Source organism: Candidatus Amarolinea dominans (assembly GCF_016704685.1).
Classification (GTDB): Bacteria; Chloroflexota; Anaerolineae; order SSC4; family Amarolineaceae; genus Amarolinea; species Amarolinea dominans.
Genome location: NZ_JADIZS010000050.1, coordinates 1 through 26,838 on the forward strand (window position 1 = coordinate 1; position 26,838 = coordinate 26,838).

Genomic DNA, 26,838 nt, shown 5'->3' on the forward strand with positions numbered 1-26,838 from the left:
CAACCTGCTGCGCTTGAAAAGCTCAAACAAATACTAGGGGATAACTTTTTCGATAACAACGAATACATGGCAAGATATGCCCTTGCCAAACTGGATGAAACCAGTCATACCAGAGAATATGACCCAAACCTGTGGCAGCGCAACGAAAAAGGGTTGTATGTCTGGACTGTCGAGCATATTATCCCGCAAGGAAAAAACATTCCATCCGAATGGGTAGAGATGATTGCCAATGGAAGCAAAAAGGCAGCGGAGAAGATTCAGGGTGAATGTGTGCATAGTCTAGGCAATCTTACACTGAGTGGTTACAACTCCAAATTGTCGAACCAATCCTTTGCCAAGAAGCAAGCCAAATCTGTCGCCAATGTTTTTGGGACGCAAATCTACATTGGTTATAGAAATGGTTTGGCCTTGAATAAGATAGAGTTTGAGTTGAATGGTGAACAACTTACTCTGGCCAACACAGACGAGTGGAAAGAAGCACATATTGAAGCGCGGAATAAAGTTATGGTGGAGATGTTGGTGAAACTCTTTCAGTTTGATAATGAGTAAAAGTCATGCTCAAACCCGACAAACACAAAACCATCCAAGCCCGCAGTCTCCAGTATGCCCAAGACATTTGCGGGCGTATTGTTTTTCGTGCAGAAGCTGAGTAGCCACGAGCGATGCACAGGAAAGAATGATGCAAACTGACCAACGCAAAGAGAATCCGTACGGCAATCGTCCGTTTGATCCGTTGGAACGGTATCGGCTATGGCATTGTCATCTATCCCAAAAAATAAAAGAGCCTCTTGCGAGGCTCCTCTATGCTCGCCCCTGCGGGCGATCCAGCTCCGTTAAAACGGATTGACTCTATTATACTGGAAACAGCGACGAATTTCAAGTCCCAAACTGCTTGGGATGGAGAGAAATTTCGGCGATTGCGTCATCGTGCGTGAATCTTGGCAGGCACTGATCTCAAAGATGAGAGGAAGACACCATGCGAGCAACTGACATCATTGTACACAAGCGCGACGGGCATGAGCTGAGCGCGGAAGAGCTGCAGTTTTTCATCCAGGGCTATACGGCCGGCGACATCCCCGATTACCAGGCCGCGGCGTGGGCCATGGCGGTCTACTGGCGGGGAATGACCCCGCGCGAAACGGCCTGGCTGACTCAGGCCATGGCCTTCTCCGGCCAAACGCTCGACATTCACGACGTGGCGCCGTTTGTGGTGGACAAGCACTCCTCCGGCGGTGTGGGCGACAAGACGAGCCTGGTGGTCGGCCCGCTCGTCGCCAGCCTGGGCATCCCGGTCGGCAAGATGTCCGGCCGCGGCCTGTCCTTTTCCGGCGGCACCCTCGATAAGTTGGAGTCCATCCCAGGCTGGCGCGCCGGCCTGACGCTGGATGCCTTCAAGCGCCAACTCGCCGACATTGGCATGGTCATCGCCGGGCAGACGCACGACCTGGCCCCCGCGGATGGCAAGCTCTACGCGCTGCGCGATGTGACCGGCACGGTGCCCGCGCTGCCCCTCATCGCCAGTTCTATTATGTCAAAAAAGATTGCCAGCGGCGCGGATGCCATCGTGCTCGATGTCAAGACCGGCAGCGGCGCGTTCATGAAGACGCTGGCCGACGCCGAGGCGCTGGCCTCCCTCATGGTGCAGATCGGCCAGGAACTGGGACGCCACATGAGCGCAGTCATCAGTGACATGAGTCAGCCATTGGGCCGCGCCGTGGGGAATGCGCTGGAGGTCAAAGAAGCGATCGCCACCCTGCACGGCGCGGGGCCGGCCGATTTTACCGACCTGGTGCTGACGGTGTCCGCGGAGATGGTGCGCCTGGCTGATGCGGGATATGGACGAGAAGCGGGCGGCGAACGCGCCCGCCTGGAAGCCGCGTTGCACAGCGGCGCAGCCTGGCAGAAATTCCGTGAGTTTGTTAGCGCACAAGGGGGTGATGTAGCCACAGTGGATGATCCGTCGCGCCTGGCGCAGGCGGCGATCGTGGCTCCCTGCATGGCGCCGACCGCCGGCTACGTCGCAGCCATCAACACGGAAGAGGTGGGTCTGACGGTGGTTGACCTGGGCGGCGGACGCGCCAAGAAGGGCGATTCCATTGACCCGGCCGTGGGCCTGATCTTCGCCGCGCGCCTGGGCGATTGGGTGGAGGCCGGGCAGCCGCTGGCCCTGGTTCATGCGCAGACGACGGCGGCGCTAACCGCGGCACAGGAACGCCTGGTTGCCGCCATTCACATCCAGGCTGAGCCAGTCTCCGCACCGCCGCTGGTTCACAAGATCATCCGCGGTTGATGCCGACCCGCGATTGGCGCGGGCTGCGCATGCACGATGATCCACGGCCTCCCTACGCGTCTGGAGTGGTTTCGGGTTCGCTGCCGACGATGCGCTGGGCCAGGAGCTGGTAGGCCCGGGTTCCCTGGTGTTTCGACGCGTAATCCAGCATGGCCTGGTTGGCGACGGTCGCTTCAGGAAAGCGAATGCTTTTCTGAATGACAATGTCGAAGATCTGCTCGCCAAACACCGCGCGCATTTCCTCAACCACCTCACGCGCGTGAATCGTGCCCGTTGCATACATCGTTGGCAGGATACCCAGAATGCGCAATTCGGGATTCAGCCCGCCTTGATCTTGTCAATCGTGCTCAGCAGCAGCCGAATACCACGCATCGCGAAGTACTCGCACTGCAACGGAATCAACACCTCTTGACTGGCGCACAACGAGTTGGCTGTCAGCAGTCCCAGGCTCGGCGGGCAGTCAATCAGAATGAAATCGTACCACGATCCAAGCGGTTCCAAAATGCGGCGCAGAATCAACTCCCGCCGAATCTCTGCAACCAACTCAATCTCTGCGGACGCCAGATCAATGTTTGCCGGTATCAGGTCAATATAAGCCTGGTAGGGGCGAATCACCCGACTGATCGGCATCTCCGGCGTCAGCAAGGCATTGTAGATCGTCATGTCCAGGCTGTCAGGTTCCAGCCCCAGCCCTGCGGCCAGTGACCCCTGCGGATCCATATCAATCAACAGCACCTTTTTCTTCAGGCGCGCCAGTGCAACGCCCAGGTTGATAACCGTGGTCGTCTTACCGACCCCGCCTTTCTGGTTGGCAATCGCAATTGTTCGAGCCATACGTTCTCTCCGATTTTGATTCTTGATTACCGAACTGCACCAAGCAATACCTTCACGCACGCGTCAGAGGCGGCAGTTGCTCGACCACATCAGCCAGTTGGGCATAATCGGCCGCGCCCCGGCTGCGCGGCGCGTACTCAAAAATCGTCTTACCCTTACCGGGCGCCTCCGAGAGCGAGGTGTCAACGCGAATCGGGTGCGTGACCTTGTCGCCAAAATCAGCCTTCAGCGCAGTCATGACCTCCGCGCTGACGCGGCGGCGAGCATCGAAAAAAGTAGGAACGATGAGGCGAATGGCCGCGCCGCGGCCGAGCAGGCGACTGATAGTGCGCAGATAGGTCAGAAACTGCCGCGCCCCGGCCAGCGCCAACATCTCCATCGAGACCGGAATGATTACCTCGTCCACGTACGCCACGGCGTTGATGGTCATCAGCGAGGCAGAGGGCGCACAATCCAAAATGTGATAGTCGTAGGCGGTCAGTTCGCTGAACAGCTCGTTGAAAATCTCCTCGCGCGCCACCTCAAGCACCATGCGCTGCTGCGCCTTGAACAGGCTGAGATCGCTTGGAATCAGGTCAAGGTTCGGTCGCGCAGACAACACGCACTCGGCGGCCGTCACCTTGCGCATGAGAACATCGGCCAACGACTTTTTCACGTCCATGATGCCCAGGGCCAGGGAGACATTGGCCTGCGTGTCGGTGTCAATCAGCAGCACCCGCTGCCCGCGCTGCGCCAGCGCAGCCCCCAAATTGACACAGGTCGTTGTCTTGCCGATACCGCCCTTTAGTCCCAGAATGGCAATTTTACGCATACGATTTCCTGTAAACTACGCCCCAGGCACAACTTCCTGATAGACCGCCAGGGTTGACCCGGCGATCACATCCCAGGAGTAAATCTCCCGCACCATGCGGTACGCGTCGTCAGCGCGTACACGGGCAGTTTCTGGTTCACGCAGCACCTTGCTGATGCCCCAGGCCAGCGAGCCGGCATCGTCAGGAAAGACAGTGACTGCGGTCTTGTCATGTTCCGCAACCTCGGCCAGCCCGCCCACACTCGTCACCACCAGTGGAGTGTGCGCCGCCATCGCCTCCAGCGCCACCACGCCGAATGGCTCATACAGCGAAGGAAAGACCGCCACATCCGCGATGCAAAACAGGCCTACCGCTTCATCATCGCTCACAAAACCAGGAAAGTACACCTTGTGGCTGATTTGCAATGCCGCCACCCGTTGTTGCAGCGTCTCCAGCAGCGGCCCGCGTCCGGCAATGACAAACCGGGCCTCTGGAAACGCATTCAGGATGAACGGGATCGCCTCCACCAAGACCCGCACACCCTTTTCATGCACCAGGCGGCCGATGTGAAAAACGATCGGCTCCTCAGGCAGAGCGTAACGCTGACGCTCCAGACGATGATCGCGGCCGCGTTGCTCATCAAAAGGTGTTGTGTTCACACCATTCGGAATGACACGAACCTTGTCAGGATTTACGCCAAAAAAGGACTGCACCTCGTTGCGCATGTAATTGCTGACGGTGATCAGGCGGGTCGCCGTCTGCGTCAGCCCCAGCTCCGCATCATGGATCTGCTGCGACAGGGTGCTCGACAGCCAACCGCGGTTGCGACCACGCTCGGTGGCATGAAATGTCACGATCAGCGGCACATCATAGGTACGATGCACCGCCGAGGCCGCAAAACTGACCAGCCAATCGTGCGCGTGGATCAGATCGAATCCTCCCACCTGCTGCCAAATCAGCTCGATGAACTGCTCCAGGCTCTTGTTCACGTGCAAGACGTTTTCGAAGAAAGTCGTCTCGCCTCCCGCGGCATGATCACGGGTCAGCAGTGAAGTATTCACGCGATGAACGATCAAATTCCCATGCGCTTCATACGCTTCACCCCCGCTGTGCTGCGGCGTCACCACGTGAATGACCATGTCTGGATGCCGGCATAAGGCGGGCAGCAACTCCGAGACATGTCGGCCAAGGCCCCCTTGCAGATGCGGCGGATACTCCCATGAGATCACCAATACACGCATGGCCAATTACACCTCCCATCTCCCCCACAAACACTCATCATTGAGCAAACTGACGCCGCGACCTGACGGCCAATAGATCGCGCCCCCCTGCAGAGGGGCGCCTTCACGGGAACTCCAGGAGGTCCCCCCCACGGTACAACCGGGCAGGCGCCGCTTCCCAGGAGCGCTGGGCGCTAAAGCGAATTATCCCTGAGACGCCTTGACGGACGATGCTGCCCAGGGTGGCCAGGACATCAACCCGCTGCGGCTGTGCGCTGGCCTCGATGGCAGCGAACAGCACGGCGGCAGCGTCGTACGCCAGGGCAGCGTAAGCGCCGGGGGCGGCGCCTGTAGCCGTTTGATAGGCCTGGCAAAAATCAGCCGCTTGTCCGTCACAGGCAGGCCGCGTCAGCGATGTCACCCACAGCAGGCCGTTCGCGGCGTCGCCGGTGCGGGCCGTGACCAGGGGTTCTCCCGCGGACGGCCCCGCAAGACAGGACGTCATAGTACCCACGCAGGGGGAAATTGTCAACTGACGGGCCACGTCTTCAGCATCGCCCGTCAAGACGATCACGGTCGTAGCCGCGGGGTCAGGCGTAGGGAGCAGGATCGTCAGGCGAGACGACCAGGCCACAGCCGCGCCCCTGGTCTCCAGACGAGCACCCGTCGGAATCGCAGTCAGCAGTGCTTGCGCCAGCGCGTCATCCCCTGCGAACAGCCGATACGCGTTCGGCGCCAGCGCCAGGTCCGCGTCCGGCAAGGGGGCAGGAATGATAGCGGCCAGGCCGGCGGCTTGCAGCGCTGGCGCGGCCGCCTGCGCCGTTTCCATCTGCCACGGCCCGATGATCGCCACCACTCCCGGATCAGCCGCCAGCGCGGCCACCTGACGCGCAGCCGTCGCGGGCACACCGTCATCATTCAGCGCCGCCAGCTCGATGCCATAACCCGCCACGCCGCCGGCCGCGTTCTGCTGCTGCACCGCCAACCTCACCGCGCCCAAAATCTCATAGCCCAGCGAGCGGTGGACCCCCTCGAAGGGCGCGATAAGCCCAATCTTCAACGTGGGGCGCGTGCTCGTGCAGCTTGCCAACAGCACCAGGCACAAGAGAGCGCAAATCGAATCCCTATTTGCGATTCTCATAGGCCCTGACATTCGCAGCGTGCTCCTCCGCCGTCACCGCAAACACATGCCCGCCGTCGCCAGTGGCCACAAAATAGAGATAGTCTGTCGTGGCCGGCGCAACCACCGACTCGATGGCCGTGATGCCCGGGCTGCAAATGGGGCCGGGCGGCAAGCCAGGATACAGGTACGTGTTGTAGGGCGACTGCACCGTCTGGTACTCCTCCAGCAGCACCGGCGACTTCCACCATTGACCAGTCGCCGGCTGATATCCCATCGCATACTGCACGGTGGGATCGGCGTTCAGTAACATACCCTTCGCGACGCGGTTGAGATAGACGCTCGCCACGATCGGCCGCTCGTCCAGGCGCGGCGTCTCGCGTTCCACAATCGCCGCCACCGTCAACAGCTCGTGCAGCGTCTGTCCCCTTGCTTGCCCCTGCGCGATCAACTCCGGCGTCACCTTTTCTGCAAAATTATCCAGCATGCGCCCAATCAAGTCCGCCGGCTTTGCCCGCGCGGGTAAACGATACGTGTCGGGAAACAGAAAGCCCTCCAACGACGCGCCAGGCGGCCGGTTTGCCAGGAAAGGGTACGTCTTCGTCAGACCCATCAGCTTCAGATCGGTTGTGCGCACCGCGGCCAGAAAGGCTGCGCCATCCATGATGTTCTGCTCCGTCAGCAGGTCCGCCACCTCCTCGGCGCGCAGCCCCTCCGGAATAGTCACACTCACCTCGATGAAGCGCGCCTTCTGCAACGCCTCGGCAATCTCCGGCATCGTCATCGAGCGCGCCAGCAGAAAATCGCCCGCTTCCAGGCTCAGGTCAATACCGTTGTAGCGCATATACAAACGAAACAGCCCATCATCCGCAATGAAACCGGCCTGCAGCAGCCGGTCGGCAACCATCGTCGCCGACTCACCCGAAGTCACCGTGAAAGGCTCCAGCGCCGTCGCCTCGGAATCTACGGCGCGCTCCAGTTCCGCCTGACGAACGCGCAAATAGAAGCCAATCAGCGTATTCTCCAGATTGTCGAGACTCAGCGCATCGCCCAGATTCTGGCCGTCCGCCTCGATAAATTGCGCATTCGCCGTGGCCACCTCGGCATGCATTTGGTCGCGCAGGTGCGCCACGATCGTCTGACCGATGAACACCAGGGCAACAACGACGCCGGCAAAGCCGAGCAGGCGCAGGGCATTACCCCCGTTGAGCGTCTGACGCAGATAATAGCGCCAGTCCCCGCGACGATGGGCCTGCAATTCGGCTAATTGACGTTGGCGTCGCGCCGCCTGCCGGCGCCGCAAATTATCTTGGTTTGACATGGTTCAGATAGCTCTCTAAAATAACCGCAGCCGCCACAGCATCCACTCCCACTGCTCTGCGGCCGCGCCGGCCCATAACGGCCAGCCGTTCCTCCGCCTCGAAGGTTGACAAGCGCTCATCCCAAAGCATCACCGGCACCGGCAGCACCGCGGCCAGTCGCTGCGCATAGCGTGCCGTCTGCTGCGCCTGCGGTCCCGCGGTCTCGTCATCGTTCAGCGGATAACCCACCACAAGCCCAACCGCCCTCTGTTCTTGCAGCAGCCGCTTGACACGCGCCTGATCCGCCACGCGCGCCCCGCGCTCAAAGACCGTCAGCGGCCGCACCAGCAAGCCCAAATCATCGCACACCGCCACCCCGACGCGGCGGTCGCCCACATCCAGGGCCATCAGCCGCCCCCGCGGCAGCGTGTCAACCAACGCGAGCGCGGGCGCTTCGCTTGCCGTCATCACCACTCCTCTACCGATTGCTCGCCAGCGCGCGCGAGTAATCCACCTTCACATGGACGCGGAAGGGAATCACCGGCAGGCGCCCCAACCAGTTTGGCTCGATCTCAATGTGCGGCGCCCCATCCAACTTCCACTCTCGCATCAGGAGTTCGGTCGCGGCATCTGGCGTCAACCCGGCCACCGCCGCGCGTAGGCGCGCCTGGTCCACATCTGCCACCGCCACACCCGAAACCGTCACGTTGAATGTCACGACCTTGAGCGTGTTTTCTTCCAAAACGGTGAAATTGTCCGTATTGTACTGAATCGAGTCTGCCAACAGTTGGCTGCCGGGCGTCATCTGCCCTTGCAGCGCACGTAGGGCCAGACTCTTGCCTCCCTCATCGTTCACCGCAATCGCCCGCGCGAGCAGGCGCATCGTGACTCCCAGGCTGTCCTTTGCCTCATCCGTAAACGAATCGAACACCAGCGACATCACAAAGGTCTCCACCGATTCCGGCGGCACAAACTCCCCTTCGTTCAACTCCTCGCTCAGGCGCTGGTAAGCCTTCTGCTCCAACTGCTGCTGCAACGTCACCCGCAGGCGCTCTTTGTCCGCCTGCGTCACCACCCCGCCCTGCCGCACCGTCCCGCCGCCCAATCCTTGCTGGTTGATCACCCGCAGGCTCAGCCCCAAACCGCCGTCAATGCGGCTGATCGTGCCGGCAGCCACATTGCCAGCCGGCCCCAGATCCAGCGCCTCCACCGTCGTGCTGGCCTGCGCACCCACCGCTCCCCCCACCCTCACATCGCCCAGGGTCCTGAAGCGGGTATTGCTGCCGGATGACGTGCGCACGATCGTGCCGGCCGGCACCACAACCTCCTGGCTGCGCAGGTTGACAAAAGTCACCGTCCCGGACGCCGCCTTTTCCGGCACATCGCGCTTGCCCGTCGTCGCGGCCTTGCGCGTCTCCTCCACCAGCACCTCGATACGCCGCGCCGGCACCAGGTTCTTCGTCACATCCAACTCGTCCGTGGCCGCGCTGGCGCGCACATTGATGCTTGCAATCACCGACTGCCGCGAGGGAGTCACCGTGACCGTAGCGACCGGCACGGTCAGGAGCACCGTGCCAATCACCGCGCCACCCAATAGGGCGAGCACAAGGAGTAAGGCCACGGCTTGCCCCCAAGCGGACCCGTTACCGCGGGCGCTGATTGCCATAATTTGGCGGTTGCGGCCGCGCGCAGTGCTTCGTTTCTGGCGCCAGGCCAACCAGCGTCGCGCAACGGAGCGAGCAGGCATGACGGCCTGGTCACGCGTGGCCGTAACCAGCCGCACGCGCGGTCGCGACCACGTGGCCGCGGCCGTCGCCTGTTCCAACCGGTTGAACACCGCCAGCCCACCGGCCCGGCCCGCGTCTTGCGTGGGCAGATGCCGCGTCACCAACGCCAGCTCGATACCCTGACGCTGGGCCTGGCGGATCAGCAAGTCGAGGCGCACCGTATGCGCCAGTTGGTGGGCGCCGTCCGCCAGCACCAGGGCCACGCGCCCGCCATGTACGGCTGCCAGACGCTGTTGCAGCACCTGGGTCGTGTCTTCAGGCAAAACAGAAATTGTATGGTCCATGCTCGATTGATCAGCTCAACTTGGATTCTACCCAGGGCAGCACCAACGCCAGCGCGTCAGGCAGTTTACTCGCATCCTTGCCGCCGGCCTGGGCCAGGGTCGGGCGTCCGCCGCCTCCGCCGCCGATCGCCGGCGCAATCGCACGGATGATCTGCCCCGCGTCCACGCCGCGCGCGGTCAGATCAGGCGTCACCGCGGCAATCAGATTCGGCCGGCCGGCGAAAGTAGCGCCAAGTACAACGACCGATGAGCCGAGGCGGTCACGCAGCCAATCGCTCATCTGGCGCAGCGTCTCCACATCAGACGCGTCAACCTGCGCCGCGACGACGGCCGCGCCGTTGACGGTGGTCGCCTGCGCGAGAATTTGCTCGATGTCGCGCTTCGCAATCTGCTGGCGCAGACGCGCCACCTCGCGCTGCAAATCCTGCATGGTCTGCTGCACATCGGCCGCTTTGGCCTCCACCCCGTCTTCGCTGGCGCCCAGAAGGCCGGCCGTGCGACGTAACGCCATCATCCGCTGCTGCGCATACCGCTGGCTGCCGCGGCCAGTCAGCGCCTCGATGCGCCGAATGCCGGAGCCGATGCTGCCCTCCGCCAAAATCGTAAAGAGTCCGATGATGCCCGTCTCCAGCAGGTGCGTGCCGCCGCACAGTTCCTTGCTCACAGCCTCATCCGGCGCCTGGCCAATGCGGATCATGCGCACCTCATCGCCGTACTTTTCGCCAAACAGCGCCATCGCCCCCGCGGCCACCGCAGCCTTATACGTCGTCACCGTGGCTGTGACAGGGTAATTCATCAAAATCGCGTCGTTGACCCCCTGCTCGATGCGCAGGCGCTCGTCTTCGCTCAGCCCCCCGCCGTGCGTAAAGTCGAAACGCAGACGGTCGGGCGCCACCAGCGAGCCGGCCTGATGGACATGCGCGCCCAACACCTGGCGCAGCGCCGCATGCAGCAGGTGCGTCGCCGTGTGATTGCGCATAATATCCAGGCGGCGCTCTTCATCAATGCTGACCAACGCACTCGCTCCCACCTTGATCTCGCCGCGCAGCACTTGCCCAACATGCACAGTCAGGCCGGGCACCGGGCGCCGCACATCGTTCACCTGCATCTCCCAGGCGCCGTCGTCCGCACGAATCCAGCCGGTGTCGCTGACCTGGCCGCCCTGCTCGACGTAGAACGGGGTGGCGGGCGCCACGACCTCGACGCTTGCGCCGGTCGGCGCACCGTTCACGGCCTGCCCGTTTACGAACAAGGCCGCGACGCTGGTCGGCACGCGCGTCGTTTCATAATACAAATGCTCCACGCCCTGACTGTCCAGGACGCCCTCGTCGCGCAAGCGTTCCAGCGTGTCAACGTAACCCCGTAGCGAGGCATTATCGGCCGCGGCAAAACGCGCCACGCTGCGCGCACGTTCCTTTTGCTGGCGCATCGCCTGCTGGAAGCCCTGCTCGTCCACGGTGAACCCCGCCTCTTTGGCCGCGTCGCGCGTCAGGTCAAGCGGGAAGCCGTAGGTGTCATACAGTTTGAAGGCTTCGACGCCAGGAATCAAACGACTGGCCGCAACCTCGGGCCGCGCCATGATCTCCTGCAGCAACTCTTCACCCGTGGTCAGCGTGCGGCGGAAGCGTTCTTCCTCCAGGCGCACCGTGCGCAGGATGAAATCGCGCCGCTCCTGCAGCTCACGATAATACGGGCCCATCGTTCGAATCAGCGCATCCACCGTCTCAGCCAGGAAAGGCTGTTGAAAGCCGAGCTTGACGCCAAAGCGCGCCGCGCGACGCAACAGCATACGCAGGACATAACTACGCCCCGCGTTGCCCGGCAACACACCGTCGCCCACCAGGAAGGCCATCGCCCGACTGTGATCGGCAATCACGCGGTAGCTGATGTATTTTTCCGCGCGTTGCTCCGCACTGTGATGCAGCGCCGCTTGCACATGGTCGAAGATCGGCTGGAACAGATCGGTGTCATACGTATTCTGCTTGCCCTGCAACACCAGGCACAGGCGCTCGAAGCCCATGCCGGTGTCCACGCTCGGCCGCGGCAGCGGGGTCAGCGTGCCCTGGCTGTCACGATTGTACTGCATGAAGACCAGGTTCCAGATTTCAATGTAGTCATCGGCAACGTTGACGCCCGCGCTCGTCTGCTGCGCCAGGTCGCCCAGGTAGTAGTGAATTTCGGAGCAAGGGCCGCAAGGGCCGATATCGCCCATGGACCAGAAGTTGTCCTTTTCATCGAAGCGCAGCACACGCTCAGGCGCCGCGCCGGTCTCCACCCACAACTGCGCCGCTTCATCGTCGGTGCGATAGACGGTGAACCAGAGACGGTTGACATCCAGCCCCAGCTCCGTGACCAGGAAGCGCCAGGCAAAGGCAATGGCATCCTTCTTGAAATAGTCACCAAAGGAGAAATTGCCCAGCATTTCGAAAAACGTATGGTGGCGCGGCGATGGACCGACGTTCTCCAGGTCGTTATGTTTGCCGGAAACGCGCATGCACTTCTGCGCGGTGACCGCGCGGCGGTAGGGCCGCTTCTCTGTGCCCAGGAAGGTGTCTTTGAACTGCACCATGCCGGCATTGGTAAAGAGCAGCGTGGGATCGCCCATCGGCGCCAGGGAGGAGCTGGGGACCAGTGTATGGCCGTTTTCGACGAAGAAATCAATATATTTTTGCCTGATCTCAGAACTTGTCATCATCTTCAGCACTCCCTGTAAACAAAAAGGCTCGCCCTGCTAAGGACGAGCACATTGACCCGTGGTACCACCTTGATTGAGCGCCTGCGCGCTCCACTCCAGGCCCCGCTAACGGTGGGCATCCGGCGATCATTACTCACGGCAGCGGCCGTTTTGGCGATTGCGTCTCCGGAGGGGCTGGCAGTTCAGGAAAACACCGGTCTTACACCATCACCGATTCGCTGTGGTCAGGGCCTGACCCGCTCATCTCCATCACAGACATTGATTGATTGGCCTTGATTGTAACATCAGCCGCGACGGTTGTCAAAAACAATCCTCATATTCCGCCCATTGCATCTTAACAATCTCTGAAAGGTTTGCTGCTATCATCATGAGCGTGGCGCGGAACGCTGCGCCGCACGCCCCCGAACCGACTTGATGAGAGAGATAGAGAAACATGAATCAAGCAAACAAATATGTCAAGCGCACGGTAACCGATCTGATCGTGGACAGCGCGATCTTCATCGGTTTCCTGGTGGCCACCGCCCCGCGCTTTAGCGGGCTGGCCATCCATGAATGGCTGGGCATTGCCTTCGGAGCTGCCATTATCACCCACCTGCTGCTACACTGGTCATGGATTGTGGGCATCAGCAAGCGGTTCTTCAGCAAGGTGCAGGGTCAGGCGCGTTTGAACTACGTGCTCAACGCGCTGCTCTTCATTGATGTCACGATCATCATTGTCACCGGCCTGCTGATCTCTGAGGTGGCGCTGCCCCTGTTTGGCCTGCGCTTCCCGCGTGACGGCATGTGGTTATGGATCCATCGCACCACCTCAGATGCGGCCGTCCTTCTGATCGGCCTGCATGTGGCGCTGCACTGGTCATGGATCGTCAAGACGCTGAAGCGCCTTGTCGTGACGCCGCCCTTCTCGCGCCCCGGCCGCACGGCCCTGAATCTGACGCCAGCGCAAGCGCAAAAGGAGCCTCAGTCATGAAAATCGTGGGCCGCACCCTCATCATTTTGTTGGCCGCACTCGTAGTAACCGCCGGGCTGCTCGCCTTCTCATCCTCCAGTATGGCCGCTGGCCTGCGCGGCGATCTCCCTGGCCGCGACGGCTTCGAGCGCGGCGCCGACCTGGGCATGCCGTTCCCCGACGCGCAGCGCTTCCCCGGCGGCGACGCGGGTTTACGAGCCGGCCGCGACGGGTTCCGTGAAGGCCGTGGAGAACATGGCAGCCAGGCAGGCAGCCTCTTCGGCCTGACTGAGGTGGCAAAGAACTTCGTCCTGATGGCGCTCGTCGTGCTCATCGTTGTGCCCGGCGCCTATCTCCTGCGCCGGTTGCGCCGCCGAAACGCCGCCGCAACATAAGCCTCCGGCTTGCATTGAGACCGTAGGTCACGCCTCCGGCGTGACGACGCTCTCTGCCGCGGGGCTTGCTTCTCGCGGCCAACGTCGTCCGACCAGGAGGTCGGACCTACAGAAAAGCGTCTCGCGCCGTGTGGCGGAATCATAGCCGGCCTGCGTTACACGGTTAATTGGTCGAATCATACGAAAAGGTAAGAACATGAAGAAGATGGTATCTCGTTTCTGGATTTTGGCCGCCGTGACGACGCTGCTGGCCCTATCACTCGCTGGCTGCGGTTCGAGTGCAACCAATGCACCCGCGGCCACGACCGCGCCTGCGGCCACGACCGCGCCTGCGGCCACGACCGCGCCTGCGGCCACGACCGCGCCTGCGGCCACGACCGCGCCGCAGACTGCCAAGCTCAATCTCAACACCGCGTCAGGCGACGAATTCCTGGCCGGTGTCCCCAATATGGGCAGCCGCATGGTACGCGAATTCCTGGAATACCGGCCCTATGCCAGCATCCTGCAATTTCGGCAGGAATTGGGCAAGTATATCAGCGCCGATCAGATTGCGGCCTACGAGCAGTACGTCTACGTGCCGATTGCCGTCAACAGCGCGGACGCGGCGACGCTGCAGCAGATTGCGGGCCTCGACGCCACCGAGGCGGCGGCGCTGATGGCGGCCCGACCCTTTGCGTCCAATGAGGCCTTTCTGGCTAAACTGGCCGGCTATGTCTCTGAGACAGAACTGGCCGCGGCCGGCGCGTATCTGAGCACGCCATGAGCGCCGACGCCACCCTGGCCCGCCTGCGGCGCCTCCTTCTGCTGCTTTCAGGGCTGCTGCTGGCGGCAACGGTGGTTGAACTGGTCTTCATCGGTCACACCGAGGGGATTCAACTGCTGCCGTTCGTGCTGTGCGCCGTTGGCCTGATCGCCGTGGGCCTGGCATGGCGGCGCCCCGAACGCCGGGTGCTCCTGGGGCTACGGATTGGCATGATTCCGGTCGCGTTGGGGAGTCTGCTGGGCGTCTACGAGCACATCGAAGGCAATATCGGGCTGCTGCTGGAAGTGACCCCCAACGCCACCACCGCTAAGATCATCAGCGAAGCGTTGGGCGGCGCCAATCCCCTGTTGGCGCCGGGCATGTTGGCCCTGGCGGCTGTCCTGGCCGTCGCGGCCACCTACTACCATCCGGCTCTGGAGCACAAATGAGTCGCTGCCGTCATCTGGTTTGCAAAGGGCCGCGGTTCGGATGATAATGCAAATACTATGCCACAAACTATTCTAGTCGTTGACGATGAAACCCGGTTGCGCACCATGCTGCGCGTCTACCTGGAGCAAGAAGGCTACCGCGTGGTCGAAGCCGGTCATGGCCGCGAGGCGCTGTACGTGGCGCGCTACGAAAAGCCCGATCTGATCATTCTCGATCTGATGATGCCGGAGATGGGCGGCTACGAGTTCATGCGGGTGTTCAGCAGGGAGGCAAGTACGCCGGTCATCATGCTGACGGCCAAGGTGGAGGACACGGACAAAATCCTGGGCCTGGAACTGGGCGCGGATGATTATGTCACCAAGCCGTTCAACGTGCGCGAACTGCTCGCCCGCGTCCATGCGGTGCTGCGGCGGCTGCAAAAAGCGCAGGCCGAGCCGGACATCCTGCGCGTGGCCGATGTCACCCTCGACCGCAGCGCCTGCACGGTCAAGGTGGCCGAACGTTTCGTGGATCTGACCCCGTCGGAGTTCGGACTGCTGGCCGCGCTGATGGCATCACCCGGCAGGGTCTTCTCTCGCCTCGATCTGCTTGATCTTGTGTCAGGGGATGCCTATGAGGGCTATGAGCGGACCATTGATGTGCATGTGCGCAACCTGCGCACCAAGATCGAACCTGACCCGCGCCGGCCTAAGTATGTGGAGACCGTCTATGGCATGGGCTATCGCTTCGCGCCCGAACGGCCGCCTGGCCCAACCGATGATAAACCCCTGGAATAATGTGACCGTCGTAAACGTGTGAACTGCTGATGCGCTCACTTACCTGGAAACTCGTGCTCGCCTTTCTCCTCGTCAGTCTGATCAGCGTCGTCCTGGTCGCGCTGTTGGTCTCTCAGCGCACCCGTTCGGAGTTCGACCGCTTCCTGTCCGCGCGTGACCGTGATGTTCTCATCAGCGCCCTGTCCGACTACTACGCGGCCAACAACTCCTGGGAAAATGTGGGGCCTGCGCTGGCCGAGTCACCGCCGCTCTCATTCTACATCCGGGGCGCAGTCCTGCTTGATGCGGATGGCGTTGTGGTGCTCGCCAATCGTGGCTACACCGCGGGGCAGCGCGTGCCCGCCGGTCCATTGAGCGCCGCCACGCCGGTGAAGGTCAACGGCCAGGTGGTCGGCTGGACCCTCTTGCTTGCTTCCGTAGACTCGCCACCCCGTCCTGGTGACGATTTTTCGCCGGAGACCGATTTCTTGCAGCGCATCGCCTGGGCCACCGTGGCCAGCGCGGCCGTGGCCGGGCTGCTGGCGCTGCTACTGGGCGGCCTGCTGGCGCGCACCCTCACCCAGCCCCTGCGGGAGCTGACCGCGGCCACAAAGGCCATGGCCGCCGGCCAGTTCGATCAGCGCGTCAGTGTGCGCTCGCGCGACGAAATCGGCGAACTGGCCGCATCGTTCAACCAGATGAACGCCGACCTGGCGCAAGCCAGTCAGGCGCGCAAACAGATGACCGCCGACCTGGCGCACGATCTGCGCACCCCTCTCACCATCTTGCGTGGCTACATGGAAGGCTTGCAGGGGGGGCGCTTACAAGGCTCGGCCAACCTGTACGGCATCATGTTCGGCGAAGTGGTTCACCTGCAGCGCCTGGTGGAAGACCTGCGCACCCTCTCGCTGACCGATGCCGGCGAGCTGCTGCTCAACCGGCGTACGGTTGATCCCCGCGCCTTGCTGGAGCGCACCGGCCTGGCCTACATCGTACAGGCTGAGCAGCAAGGCACTGCGCTGCGCATCGAGGCGCCCGAGTCGCTGCCTTCGATCTACGTGGACACCGACCGCATGACGCAGGTGCTCAATAACCTGGTCTCGAATGCACTGCGCCACACCCAGCGCGGGGAAATCGTCCTGTCTGCCACAGCGGTTGACGCGGCTGTGCAGATGACCGTCAGCGATACCGGCATTGGGATCGAGGCTGCGGACCTGCCCTTCATCTTCAACCGTTTCTACAGCACCGACAAAGCGCGCCAGCGCAGCGCCAATGAGGCCTCTGGTCTGGGGTTGGCGATTGCCAAAGCCATCGTCGAGGCGCACGGCGGCAGCCTGACCGTCGCCTCCAGCCCTGGCCAGGGTACCGTGTTTACAATGACCCTGGCACTGGCCGGCGCCTGACCAGGCCCACCAGCCCCTCGAACACAACGACGATGCCGTAGGCGACCAGGAGCTTGCCGGCCACCGCGGTTGGCAGATAGTAGCGCGGCCAGTTCAACTGCACCAGGAACAGGACGAAGAGGTAGTTCACCGCAAAGAAAACCAGCGGCGCCAGCGCCGGCGCGGTCTGCGCCCGCCGCCAGGCGGCGATGACCCGCCGGCCGGCCGCCGCGGCGCCGATGAGGAGCAAGACCCACTCGAACGGAAATGCAGCCAGGTTGACGAAAAGCGAACGATGAATCGCCAGCAACCGAGGCTCCGTCCAGTTGCCGATGGGCAGTTGGGTCTGCATGAAGGTGCGCCAGCGCAGGAACATCTGCGGAAATTCAGCAATGTGCGCCAGATTGCCCACCTGCGGATAGGACTGGGAAATCTGCCCCGATCCCAACTGGCCGGAGACGACCGCGGTCAGCAAGGATCGGGTCTCGCCCAGCAGCGCCATCGCGTCGAGCTGCTGCCAGTTCGGCCAGAAAAATGGATTGAGCAGGTAGACGGTGACGACAGCCACGACCACGAACAGGGCCGCGTGCCGCAGTGCCGCACGCAGGCTGATGCGGTGCAGGGCGACGACGTAGGCCAGCAGCGCCAGAAAGATCAACCCGCCGACAGCGATCCCGGTCACTTTGACGGCACAGGCGAGGCCAGCGCACAGTCCGGCCAGTGTGCTGGTGGTCAGGTGAGCGCGGCGGCCTGAGCGTTTTACCAGGAGACCGGCCGCCAGGCAGCCGGCCAGCAAGAAACTGAGGTAATGGACATCGGTCATCGCGCGGGTGGCCTGCTGCACGAACCCATCCGTTGCCAGCAGGAGAACGGCGGCCAACAGGCCCGTTGCCCAATTCACCCACCAAAATCCCAGGCAGAACAAGAGCAGGCAGCACAGAACACCGAACGCGGCACAGGCCAGGCGGGCAACTCGCAGCACATCGGCCGGCGGCACGCGTCCTTCCGCTTGATTCTGTGCCAGCGAGCGCTCGAAATCGTAGAAACGCATGAACGGCGCGGCGCCGGGCGTGGCGGCGTAATAGAGCTTGAGCGGCGCACCGATGGCCCACTTGCCGAGCGGCATGTTCAGCCCACCCCACGGCCCGCAGGCCCGGCACTGCCATTTCTCCCAGGCAAAATCACGCGCCAGCAGCAGGTCGGTGTAGTAGACGCCGGAGGAAATCCAGCCGGTCTCATCGCCGTCGAACGGCGTCAGCAGCGCCTGCCGGTAAAGGACGACCGTTGCCAGCAGCGCCACCGCCAGCAGGCCCACCACGAACGCCGTGTGACGGCGATACAGCCAGGGATGCAGAGTCAAAGCACACTCCAAACTATCCAGTGTCATAATTGCTCAGAATGCGCGCCATTATAGAACAGGGCGCGACCCCGGTCAATTCCGGTTTTCTCTCCTCCTTGACCGCCAGGCTGTTCGAGAGTACAATAGAAGCTGCTTATAATAAGCTGCTTATAATGAGGTGCGCGCATGAACAGATTCATCGGTCGCCAACAGGACATCGAAGCACTGAACGCCATCGTGGCCCGCCCGGGGGCGCATTTGCTGCTTGTCTATGGTCGCCGCCGGGTGGGCAAGACGACGCTGCTGCTGCGCTGGGCGCAGCAAACAGGCCGCCCGCTGATCTACTGGGTCGCCCGACGCGACACGCCAGCCCTGGTGCGTCAAAGTTTTGTGCGCGCAATCTGGACCTGGGCGTACCCGCCCGACCACACTGCCGCCGCCGGTAACGGTTCCAGCGTGCCGACATTCGATTCCTGGGAGCCGATCTTCGAACTAGCGGCCCGTTTGATCGGTCAGCGGCCGGTGGTCCTCATCATGGACGAGTTTTCATATGCGGCACAATCCGACCCTTCTCTGCCATCGCACCTACAGGCGGCCTGGGATCATCTCTTCAAGGAAACCAATATCACACTTGTGCTTGCAGGGTCGCACATCGGGATGATGGTGGAGCAGATGAACTACCACGCGCCGCTGTATGGTCGCTTTACAGCACAATTGCCGGTTGCACCGCTCCCTTTTGCCGCCCTGCGTGACTTCTTGCCTCGCTACGGAGCCGCCGAACGGGTCGCGGTGTACGCGGTGGTGGGCGGTATTCCCGCCTATCTGGAGCAGTTCGATGACCACGAGGGCGTAGGCGCCAATCTCAAGCGGCTGTTCATGGATCGCACGTCCGTGTTTCAGAGCGAGCCGTTCATCCTGATCGGTGACGTCATCCGCCGCGAGACGCAAACCTATGAGGCTGTCCTGCGGGCTATTGCCACCGGCTCCCATACGCCGCAGGACATTGGCGCTGCCCTGGCGTTGCCCTCCACCCATCTCAGCCCTTATCTGAAGCAACTGGAAGCTCTGCACCTGGTGGAACGCCGGCTGCCCGCAACTCTGCCGCGCGAGGAACGCCGCACAAGCCGCAATAGCCGCTATCACCTGAGAGATCCCTACTTGCGCTTCTACTTCCGGTTCATTGCGCCCAACCTCGACATGGTCGAGCAAGGCCTCATGGATGTGTTGTGGGAACGCATCGCGGAACAGTTCCGTGCATTCATCGGCGTCACGGCGTTCGAGGACCTATGCCGGGAATGGACATTGGCGCAGGCCCGCGGCCATCGCCTGCCCATGACCCCTGAGTATGTGGGCAGTCATTGGTCGGCCGATGCCCAGGTGGATGTGGTAGCCATCAACTGGCGAACCCATGAGATCCTGTTGGGAGAGTGCAAGTGGGGCGCAGACCCGGTGGGCCGCTCGGTCATCATGGAGCTGATTGCCAAGACCCCCAAAGTCATCCCCGGAACAGACTGGCGCAGCCATTACGTGTTCTTTTCCCGCGCCGGTTTCACCGACGCTGCCCGCGCCGAAGCAGAGGCGGTGAACGCTATCCTGGTGGATTTGGAACAGTTGGAAGCGGGCTTGGCCGGGTCGTGAGGCGCCGGGTTTAGCGCCTATCCGAATAAGCTGACATTCGCCTCGATAAGGCACCCGGGGGTAGTTATTCGGATAGGCTATTAGTGTCCGAGCAGGGCCACGCTTTCCTCGCGTGGATGATAGTTCAGCGCGGCGAAGCCGAACTGCTGCAGCAGGGCGCGCACCTGGTTGCAGCGCGCTTGCAGCGGCGCTTTGTTGATCTTCCAGGTGCCGTTGACTTGGTTGACGACCAGCAGGCTGTCACCCCAAATCTCTACGAAGACCTGTGCGGGGGTGCCGCCCGCGGCCTGCGCCCGGTCGGCCAGGTCTTGCAGGGCGTTGATCAGGGTGTCGTACTCGGCTTCGTTGTTGGTTACGCGGCTGCCAAAGGTCAGGCGCATGATCTCCGGCTTAGGCTGGCCCGGCCACAACAGCGCGTAGCTGCCGTAGCCCTGCCCCGGATTGCCCTTGCTGCCGCCGTCGAACACCACCCGTACCCGAATCTCAGCCGGCGAGGTGGCGGGCTTGGCGGTGGTCGGTTTGCGCGCACGCGGGGCTAACTGCGCTGGGACGCCAGCGGAGGCGGGCGGCGCCGGGCGCAAGTCAATCAGCCGCGCGGCCTCGGGCGCGCTGGCGGTGGTGACCGCGCGTGCCGGCGCGGCTTTCGGCGCCACGTCGGTCATGGGCGCCCGCATCAACTCCGACTGCGCGGGCGCCGGTGTCAAGACGGGCGCTGGGCTGGTCTCCCCTGCATCGCCGCCTTCCAGGTCTGGCAAATGCAACAGGCCCATGCGTTGTGCCCGACGAAACAGGCGCCGCCGATCGGCCGCGGACAGGGTCAACATCTGCGCCAGCAGCTCATCAACGGTCATTCGTTGTCCTGATCCTGTTCGGTGTTAGGGGGGCCGTGGCGGTAAACTTCGTACAGATAGGCCAGGTTAGCCTGATGAAAGCGCTGCACCAGTCCGCTGAGAGGAATGCGCGACTTGCCGCAGGCTTCGATGTCAATGGCCTGCAGCTCCTGACGGGGCAGCTTGTCGCGCAGATACTGGCGCACCAGGCTGTCAATTTTCTGCAGATAGGCAATGTTGCTGGCGACGGTTTCGACGATTTCACCGCGCAGGAGAACCTCGCCATGCCCTTGCACGATATTCTCCAGGCCCAAATCCGCAATGGCTTCCAGTGACTTGATCAGGGCGTGGGTATCGCCGCCGACGATGTAAGGCACTGGCATCACGGTGTCGCTGGCAAACAGCACCTTGTCCTCTTTGATGAAGACACTGACCACGTCCGCGCTATGGCCTGGTGATTCGCTGAGAACGATCGTGCGGCCGCCCAGGCGAATCGTCATCTCCTCCTGAAAGACCAGGCCAGGCAGACGAATCTGCACCTCGTTCAGTTCGGGCGCGTGCTCGCGCGCATCGCGCAAACCCTGTTCCGCGTGGCGCCGCATCAGGTCGCGGCAGCGCCGATGCGAAATCACTTCGGCTTCGGGATAAAGATAAGCACCGTAGATGTGATCAGCGTGGGAGTGCGTGAGGACCACGTAGCGAATGCCGCGGTTGCCCAGCGAGCGGCTGCGTGCGAAATCGCGCATCTCGCGTGCCTCGCTCGGATAGGGCAGGGTGTCAATGACCACGGCGCCTTCACTGGTGAAAACTACGCCCGCAGTGACCTGGGCAAAGAGGCTGCTGGTAAAGACCCAAATGTTATCGGCAACACGTTCTCGCTGCATGAATGGTGGCGCTCCTGGCGATCAATCTTGAGGCAGGCAGAGCATAACACATTGCGGGGGCCATGTCAAGGAAAATCACGCAAATTCCAGGTGCGCCATCCCTATTCGTTTACAATCCAGGTTCCGGTCTCGCCGGCGAGAGCGCGCGCGATGTTCTCCGGGTTGGTGATGAGGGCCTGACCGTGCGGCGTCTTCTCCAGGTATTCAATGGCCGCTTCGATCTTCGGCCCCATGCTGCCCTTGAGGAAATGCCCCTCCGCGTGATAACGCTTGGCCTCGGCCAGGGTCAGGCGATCCAGCCACTGTTGATTCGGCTTGTTGAAGTTGATCGCAACCTGCTCCACGCCGGTCGAGATCAGCAACAGATCAACGCCCAGCTCGGCCGCCAGCAGACCGCTGGCCCGGTCCTTGTCAATCACCGCGCCCATCGCGCCGACGCAGCCGCGCAACTCCCCTTTTTGATTCTCGAATACCGGAATGCCGCCGCCGCCCACGCTGATTACCACATAGCCCATGTCCACCAGGCCGCGGATGGCGTCCAACTCCACGATGCGCCGCGGGATAGGCGACGCGATCACGCGGCGCCAGCCGCGCCCGGCGTCCTCTTGCACGATCCACCCTTCCGCCTCGAAGCGCCGCGCGCTGGCCTCATTGGCAAAGCCACCGATACCCTTCGTGGGGTTCTTGAAGCCCGGGTCGTTGGCATCCACCACCACCTGCGTCACCACGGCCACGCACTGGCGTTTGATCTGGCGGCGGTGAAACTCGTTGTCCAGCGCCTGCGCCAGCATGTAGCCGATCGCGCCCTGCGTATCCGCGCCGATCAGGTCGAGCGGGGTCGTATGCACCTCGCGGCTCGCCAACTCGTTGCGGCGCAGGATGAACCCCACCTGAGGGCCGTTGCCATGCGTCACGATCAGGTTCCAGCCGCGCTCGATCATGCCGGCAATGTGCATCGCGGTCGTGCGCACCGCGTCCCATTGATCTTCAACCTTCTGATGCTGGCTGTCTGCAATCAACGAATTGCCCCCAACGGCAACGATGGCGGTGGGAGTGCGTGTAGTGGTCATAGTCACCTCAATCATGGAAATGGTCAGTTCGGGCGTCATGATGCTGCACGGCGATTTCCTGCGCGTGACTGAGCCACTGCGCGCCGTCTGCACGGATGAAGAAGAGGTCTTCGATGCGCACGCCTCCCCAACCCGGCAGGTAGATGCCCGGCTCCACGGTGACCACGTTGCCGGCCTGGAGCACGTCCTGGCTCTGCGGCCCTAGCGATGGCTGCTCATGCACCGCCAGGCCCACGCCATGTCCCAACGAATGTACGAATTTGTCGCCAAAGCCAGCCTGCTCGATGACCGCGCGCGCCAGCCGATCCGCCTCCGCGCCGGTCAGGCCTGGCCGCAGATGCGCGGCCGCGTGCCGATGCGCGGCCGCCACGGCCTGGTAGACCGCGTGGAAGGTGTCGCTGGTGGGCTGGCCCAGGCAGAAGGTGCGCGTCAGGTCCGAGTGGTAGCCGTTGGGCAGGCGTGCGCCCAGGTCAATCGTCAGCGGTTCGCCGGCCTGGATGGGACGCTCCGTGGGTCGGGCATGGGGCAAGGCGCTGTTTGGCCCGCTGGCCACGATGATCTCGAACGCCGGGCCGTGCGCGCCGTGCTCGTGCAGGTAAACCTCCAGGCGCCAAGCCAGCTCGGCCTCGGTCATGCCCGGCTTCGCCACCGTGTAGGCGTAGGCCATCGTCGCATCGGCCAACTGCGCGGCCGCCTGGATGGCCGCCAATTCGCCGGCCTCCTTCTGGCTGCGCAGCCCTGCCACCAGGCCGGTCGTGAAAGCCCAATCAACCTCGAGCGGTTGGAACCAGCGCCGCCACTGCTCCAACGTGACCTGGTCTGACTCCAGCGCCACCCGTTTGTGCAGAAACGGCTCCAGCAAACGCCGAAATCCTTCGACATCCTCTCCACGCGCGATCTTGATCACCGCAAACCCCGGACACTCGCGGCCGGCCTGCTCGATGTAGCGCCCGTCGGTAATGAGCGTGGCGCTGTCCGCGGTGATAAATAGCCAGCCATTGGAGCCGGTGAAACCGCTGAGGTAGCGCCGGTTGTTGGCTTCGTTGATCAGGCAGGCGTCGAGTTCATGCGCCTTCGACGCGGCGCGCAAGCGTGTCAAACGTTCGGACATCTGTTCGTCTCCATCCAGTGCTAAGTGTCAAATGCTCATTGTCCATGCTCATTGGCGCCGCCTTCGCCGATGGGCGTCACCGCGCCGCAGCGAATGCATTTGGCGGTCGTCTTGGTGGCCACGGTCAGCAGGCCGCCGCACTGCGGGCAGGGCGTGGGCAGCGGCCGCGTCCAACTGCTAAAATTACACTTGGGGTAATTGACGCAGCCGTAAAACAGGCGATTGCGCCGCGTCTTGCGCTCCACCAACTCGCCGCTGCACTCAGGGCAGGCCACCCCTACCTTGACCAGGATCGGTTTGGTGTTGCGACACGTCGGGAAGTTGCTGCAGGCGATGAACTTGCCAAAGCGTCCATGTTTGAACACCAGCGCATGGCCGCACTTCTCGCACAGCTCACCGGTCGGCTCGCTATCCACATGCACCTGTTCCATGCCGGCTTCGGCCTGCGCCAGACTGTGAACGAACGGCTCCCAGAAGCGGCGCAGCACCGACACCCATGCCTCCTCGCCGTCGGCGATGCGGTCGAGATGCTCTTCCATTTGCGCGGTGAAGCCCACGTCTATGATGTCGGAGAAGTGCTTGACCAGCAGATCATTCACCACAAAGCCCAGTTCGGTGGGAAACAGGCGCTTCTCCCGCCGCTCCACGTAGCCTCGCTGCTGAATGGTCGAGATGGTCGGCGCATAGGTGCTGGGACGACCAATGCCGTTTTCCTCCAGCGTACGCACCAGAGTCGCTTCGGTGTAACGCGGCGGCGGCTGCGTGAAATGCTGTTCGGGCAGCAGACGCAGCAGATCAAGCCATTCGTCTTCCTGCAGGGCCGGCAGCCAACGCTCATCACCATCGGCCAGGGCGTCTTCGTCGCGGGTCTCTTCATAGACCACCAAAAAGCCGGCAAAGCGCACACGGACGCCCGTGGCGCGCAGCAGATACGGACGATCGCCGGCCGCCGGCCCGGCTTCGATGTCCACACTGACGGTATCCATCACGGCCGGCTCCATCTGGCTGGCGACGAAGCGCTGCCAGATCAGCTCGTACAGGCGGAACAGCTCGCGCTTGAGATAGGGGCGCACCAGGTCGGGCGTGTACAGCACGGAGGTGGGGCGGATGGCCTCATGCGCCTCTTGCGCGCCCTTAGCCCGGGTCTTGTACTGGGGCGGCGTCTCCGGCACGAATTCGGCCCCGTAGCGCTGGCGGATGAAATCACGCGCCTGGTTCTGCGCGACTTCGGCCACGTTGGTGCTGTCGGTGCGCATGTACGTAATCAGGCCTATATTACCTACATTACCTACATTACCCGCATTACCCGCATTACCCGCATTACCCGCATCGCCTGCATGACCGATCTGACCCGCATTGCCCAGTTCCACCCCTTCGTACAGAATCTGCGCGTTGGCCATCGTTTGGCGGGCCGTGAAGGCCAAGCGGCGTGAGGCCTCCTGCTGCAGGGTGCTGGTGGTAAACGGCGGCGCGGGCTTGCGGCGTCGTTCCCCCAGCTTGACCTTGCTCACCTGGTAGCTGGACTGTTCCAGCGCGGCCACGATGCCCAGCGTGTCCGCCTCGTTCGCCAGATCGGCCTCTTCCCCGCGGATGCGCACCAGTCGCGCCCGGAAACTGGGGCGTTCCTTGGGCGCCCGTTTGCCCACAACCAGTTTCTGCGCCAATTCCGCTTCGATGGACCAGTATTCCTCAGCTACGAAGGCCTGAATCTCGCGCTCGCGCTCCACCACCAGGCGCACGGCCACCGACTGCACACGGCCCGCTGAAGTGCGGCTGCGCACACGATCCCAGAGCAGAGGGCTGATCTTGTAGCCCACCAGGCGGTCAAGGATGCGCCGCGTTTGCTGCGCGTTGACCAGGTCCATGTCCACGGCGCGCGGGTGATCGAACGCGGCGCGCACCGCGTCGGGGGTAATTTCATGAAAGATCACGCGCTGGGTGGCCGCGGGGTCAATGGCCGCCGCTTCCATCAGGTGCCAGGCGATGGCCTCACCCTCCCGATCCGGGTCGGTTGCCAGGAAGACCTGCGCGGCCTGCGCCGCTTCGGCCTTGATCTGTCTGACCAGGTCCTTCTTTTCGTTGGGCACGCGATAGGTGGGGCGAAAATCGTGGTCTGTGTCCACCGAGAGCTGCGAACGCAGCAGGTCACGCACATGGCCCACCGATGCGCGCACGCGGTAGTTGCGACCGAGGATGCGCTCCACGGTCTTGGCTTTTGCAGGTGATTCGACGATCACGAGGCGGGTGCGCGTCGTCGCGACGGGTTGGCGGCTGTTGTCGGGCTTGCCATGCGCGCCGGTCTTTGCAGACTTGGCTGCTTGTGCGGCGGCGGCTTTCTTGCCGGCGCCGGTCTTTGCAGACTTGGCTGCTTGTGCGGCGGCGGCTTTCTTGGCGGCGCGGGTCTTCGCCTGCACGGCCTGGTGTTCAGCGATCGCCTTGCTGTGCGCCGCGGCTTTGAGTTGCGCGGGCGTTGGTTTGACCAAACCGAGATGGCCGGGCGCTTCGCCCATGCGGAAGAGGGTGGTGCCACACACCGGACAGGCGCCGCGCACCGCCCGTACACCACGCGCGGTGAAGACCGCTTGCGCCTCGCCTAGCGGGCGCCGCGTCTTGCACTTCACGCAGTAGGCGCTGGCGTCAGCCGGCAGGCCAGCCGGCGCGGAGGTAGGGCCAGCAGGTGCGGCCGCCGCCGGTTGGGCCGGTTTCTCGATCTTCACCGGCGCCGGCCGCGTCAAACCGGCGTGACCGGCCGTGTCGCCCAGTCGAAACAGGGTTGTGCCGCAGACCGGACAGGCGCCGCGCGTCACCGGTTGGCCGCGCACGTTGAATACAAACTGCGCGTGCTGAATCTCGCGCTTGATGCGGCACTTGACGCAGTATGCCTCGATCACAGGCGCGGGAGAAATGGCTGAATCATCGGACATTACGAACTAACTCCAGAAAAAGATAATTGCACAGGCAACCAGACCCG

Annotated in this window: 24 protein-coding genes; 9 read left to right on the forward strand and 15 right to left on the reverse strand. The window is 62.7% G+C overall.

From position 1 onward, the window contains the following. Both IPF85_RS22470 and IPF85_RS22475 read left to right on the forward strand, forming a co-directional pair. On the forward strand, nucleotides 1-549 hold a 549-nt coding region (locus IPF85_RS22470), incomplete at its 5' end, for an HNH endonuclease family protein (protein WP_343410288.1). Between the two features lie 427 nt (nucleotides 550-976). Continuing rightward, the gene (locus IPF85_RS22475; RefSeq protein WP_343410289.1) at nucleotides 977-2,290 is read left to right on the forward strand and encodes a thymidine phosphorylase; all 1,314 of its coding nucleotides are present in this window, start codon (nucleotides 977-979) and stop codon (nucleotides 2,288-2,290) included. A gap of 52 nt (nucleotides 2,291-2,342) precedes the next feature. On the opposite strand, the gene IPF85_RS22480 is transcribed toward IPF85_RS22475, so the two are convergent. From IPF85_RS22480 to alaS, 9 genes are all read right to left on the reverse strand, one after another. After that, complete coding sequence (locus IPF85_RS22480; RefSeq protein ID WP_343410290.1) at nucleotides 2,343-2,600, reverse strand: hypothetical protein; 258 nt, start codon at nucleotides 2,598-2,600, stop codon at nucleotides 2,343-2,345. A gap of 8 nt (nucleotides 2,601-2,608) precedes the next feature. Continuing rightward, a complete protein-coding gene (locus tag IPF85_RS22485; RefSeq protein ID WP_343410291.1) occupies nucleotides 2,609-3,124 on the reverse strand; it encodes an AAA family ATPase in 516 nt (171 codons plus the stop codon). A gap of 52 nt (nucleotides 3,125-3,176) precedes the next feature. Continuing rightward, entirely contained in the window at nucleotides 3,177-3,935 is a 759-nt protein-coding gene (locus IPF85_RS22490; protein WP_343410292.1) for a ParA family protein, read from the reverse strand. A gap of 15 nt (nucleotides 3,936-3,950) precedes the next feature. Next, complete coding sequence (locus IPF85_RS22495) at nucleotides 3,951-5,156, reverse strand: glycosyltransferase family 4 protein (protein ID WP_343410293.1); 1,206 nt, start codon at nucleotides 5,154-5,156, stop codon at nucleotides 3,951-3,953. A gap of 103 nt (nucleotides 5,157-5,259) precedes the next feature. After that, entirely contained in the window at nucleotides 5,260-6,195 is a 936-nt protein-coding gene (locus IPF85_RS22500) for an ABC transporter substrate-binding protein (RefSeq protein WP_343410294.1), read from the reverse strand. Between the two features lie 64 nt (nucleotides 6,196-6,259). Then, the gene (mltG, locus tag IPF85_RS22505) at nucleotides 6,260-7,576 is read right to left on the reverse strand and encodes an endolytic transglycosylase MltG (RefSeq protein WP_343410295.1); all 1,317 of its coding nucleotides are present in this window, start codon (nucleotides 7,574-7,576) and stop codon (nucleotides 6,260-6,262) included. After that, nucleotides 7,560-8,024, reverse strand: coding sequence for a Holliday junction resolvase RuvX (gene ruvX, locus IPF85_RS22510; protein WP_343410296.1), 465 nt, complete (start codon nucleotides 8,022-8,024; stop codon nucleotides 7,560-7,562). Before ruvX ends, mltG begins: the two co-directional genes overlap by 17 nt. A gap of 10 nt (nucleotides 8,025-8,034) precedes the next feature. Next, nucleotides 8,035-9,627: a baseplate J/gp47 family protein gene (locus IPF85_RS22515; protein ID WP_343410297.1), complete on the reverse strand. Its 1,593-nt coding sequence runs from the start codon at nucleotides 9,625-9,627 to the stop codon at nucleotides 8,035-8,037. A gap of 10 nt (nucleotides 9,628-9,637) precedes the next feature. Next, nucleotides 9,638-12,322: an alanine--tRNA ligase gene (gene alaS / locus IPF85_RS22520; protein ID WP_343410298.1), complete on the reverse strand. Its 2,685-nt coding sequence runs from the start codon at nucleotides 12,320-12,322 to the stop codon at nucleotides 9,638-9,640. 433 nt (nucleotides 12,323-12,755) lie between these two features. Between alaS and IPF85_RS22525 the strand changes: the two genes are divergently transcribed. The 6 genes from IPF85_RS22525 (at nucleotide 12,756) to IPF85_RS22550 (ending at nucleotide 17,016) form a co-directional block, all read left to right on the forward strand. Then, a complete protein-coding gene (locus IPF85_RS22525; RefSeq protein ID WP_343410299.1) occupies nucleotides 12,756-13,292 on the forward strand; it encodes a DUF4405 domain-containing protein in 537 nt (178 codons plus the stop codon). Next, nucleotides 13,289-13,666, forward strand: coding sequence for a hypothetical protein (locus IPF85_RS22530; protein WP_343410300.1), 378 nt, complete (start codon nucleotides 13,289-13,291; stop codon nucleotides 13,664-13,666). Before IPF85_RS22525 ends, IPF85_RS22530 begins: the two co-directional genes overlap by 4 nt. Before the next feature lie 196 nt (nucleotides 13,667-13,862). Continuing rightward, nucleotides 13,863-14,429 (forward strand): hypothetical protein, encoded by a 567-nt coding sequence (locus tag IPF85_RS22535; RefSeq protein WP_343410301.1) that lies wholly within the window; start codon nucleotides 13,863-13,865, stop codon nucleotides 14,427-14,429. Then, a complete protein-coding gene (locus tag IPF85_RS22540; RefSeq protein ID WP_343410302.1) occupies nucleotides 14,426-14,857 on the forward strand; it encodes a hypothetical protein in 432 nt (143 codons plus the stop codon). Before IPF85_RS22535 ends, IPF85_RS22540 begins: the two co-directional genes overlap by 4 nt. A gap of 57 nt (nucleotides 14,858-14,914) precedes the next feature. Continuing rightward, nucleotides 14,915-15,634, forward strand: a complete 720-nt coding sequence (locus IPF85_RS22545) for a response regulator transcription factor (protein ID WP_343410303.1) — start codon at nucleotides 14,915-14,917, stop codon at nucleotides 15,632-15,634. Between the two features lie 29 nt (nucleotides 15,635-15,663). Continuing rightward, nucleotides 15,664-17,016 (forward strand): ATP-binding protein, encoded by a 1,353-nt coding sequence (locus IPF85_RS22550; RefSeq protein ID WP_343410304.1) that lies wholly within the window; start codon nucleotides 15,664-15,666, stop codon nucleotides 17,014-17,016. Here the strand turns inward: IPF85_RS22550 and IPF85_RS22555 are convergent. Further along, nucleotides 16,985-18,355: a phospholipid carrier-dependent glycosyltransferase gene (locus IPF85_RS22555; protein WP_343410305.1), complete on the reverse strand. Its 1,371-nt coding sequence runs from the start codon at nucleotides 18,353-18,355 to the stop codon at nucleotides 16,985-16,987. The two genes, IPF85_RS22550 and IPF85_RS22555, sit on opposite strands and share 32 nt — an antisense overlap. Nucleotides 18,356-18,520: 165 nt before the next feature. On the opposite strand from IPF85_RS22555, the gene IPF85_RS22560 reads away from it, so the two are divergent. Beyond that, nucleotides 18,521-19,972 carry an ATP-binding protein gene (locus IPF85_RS22560; RefSeq protein WP_343410306.1) on the forward strand — a complete coding sequence of 484 codons (1,452 nt, stop codon included), beginning with the start codon at nucleotides 18,521-18,523 and terminating at the stop codon, nucleotides 19,970-19,972. Between the two features lie 80 nt (nucleotides 19,973-20,052). Here IPF85_RS22560 and IPF85_RS22565 read toward each other — a convergent pair whose 3' ends face one another. The 5 genes from IPF85_RS22565 to IPF85_RS22585 form a co-directional block, all read right to left on the reverse strand. Next, nucleotides 20,053-20,823: a reverse transcriptase-like protein gene (locus IPF85_RS22565; protein ID WP_343410307.1), complete on the reverse strand. Its 771-nt coding sequence runs from the start codon at nucleotides 20,821-20,823 to the stop codon at nucleotides 20,053-20,055. Beyond that, on the reverse strand, nucleotides 20,820-21,686 hold the full coding sequence (locus tag IPF85_RS22570) for an MBL fold metallo-hydrolase (RefSeq protein ID WP_343410308.1): 867 nt from the start codon (nucleotides 21,684-21,686) through the stop codon (nucleotides 20,820-20,822). Before IPF85_RS22570 ends, IPF85_RS22565 begins: the two co-directional genes overlap by 4 nt. A gap of 101 nt (nucleotides 21,687-21,787) precedes the next feature. Then, a complete protein-coding gene (arcC, locus tag IPF85_RS22575) occupies nucleotides 21,788-22,756 on the reverse strand; it encodes a carbamate kinase (protein ID WP_343410309.1) in 969 nt (322 codons plus the stop codon). 7 nt (nucleotides 22,757-22,763) lie between these two features. Next, entirely contained in the window at nucleotides 22,764-23,867 is a 1,104-nt protein-coding gene (locus IPF85_RS22580; RefSeq protein WP_343410310.1) for an aminopeptidase P family protein, read from the reverse strand. A gap of 35 nt (nucleotides 23,868-23,902) precedes the next feature. After that, the gene (locus tag IPF85_RS22585; RefSeq protein WP_343410311.1) at nucleotides 23,903-26,791 is read right to left on the reverse strand and encodes a DNA topoisomerase; all 2,889 of its coding nucleotides are present in this window, start codon (nucleotides 26,789-26,791) and stop codon (nucleotides 23,903-23,905) included. Nucleotides 26,792-26,838: the final 47 nt, after the last annotated feature.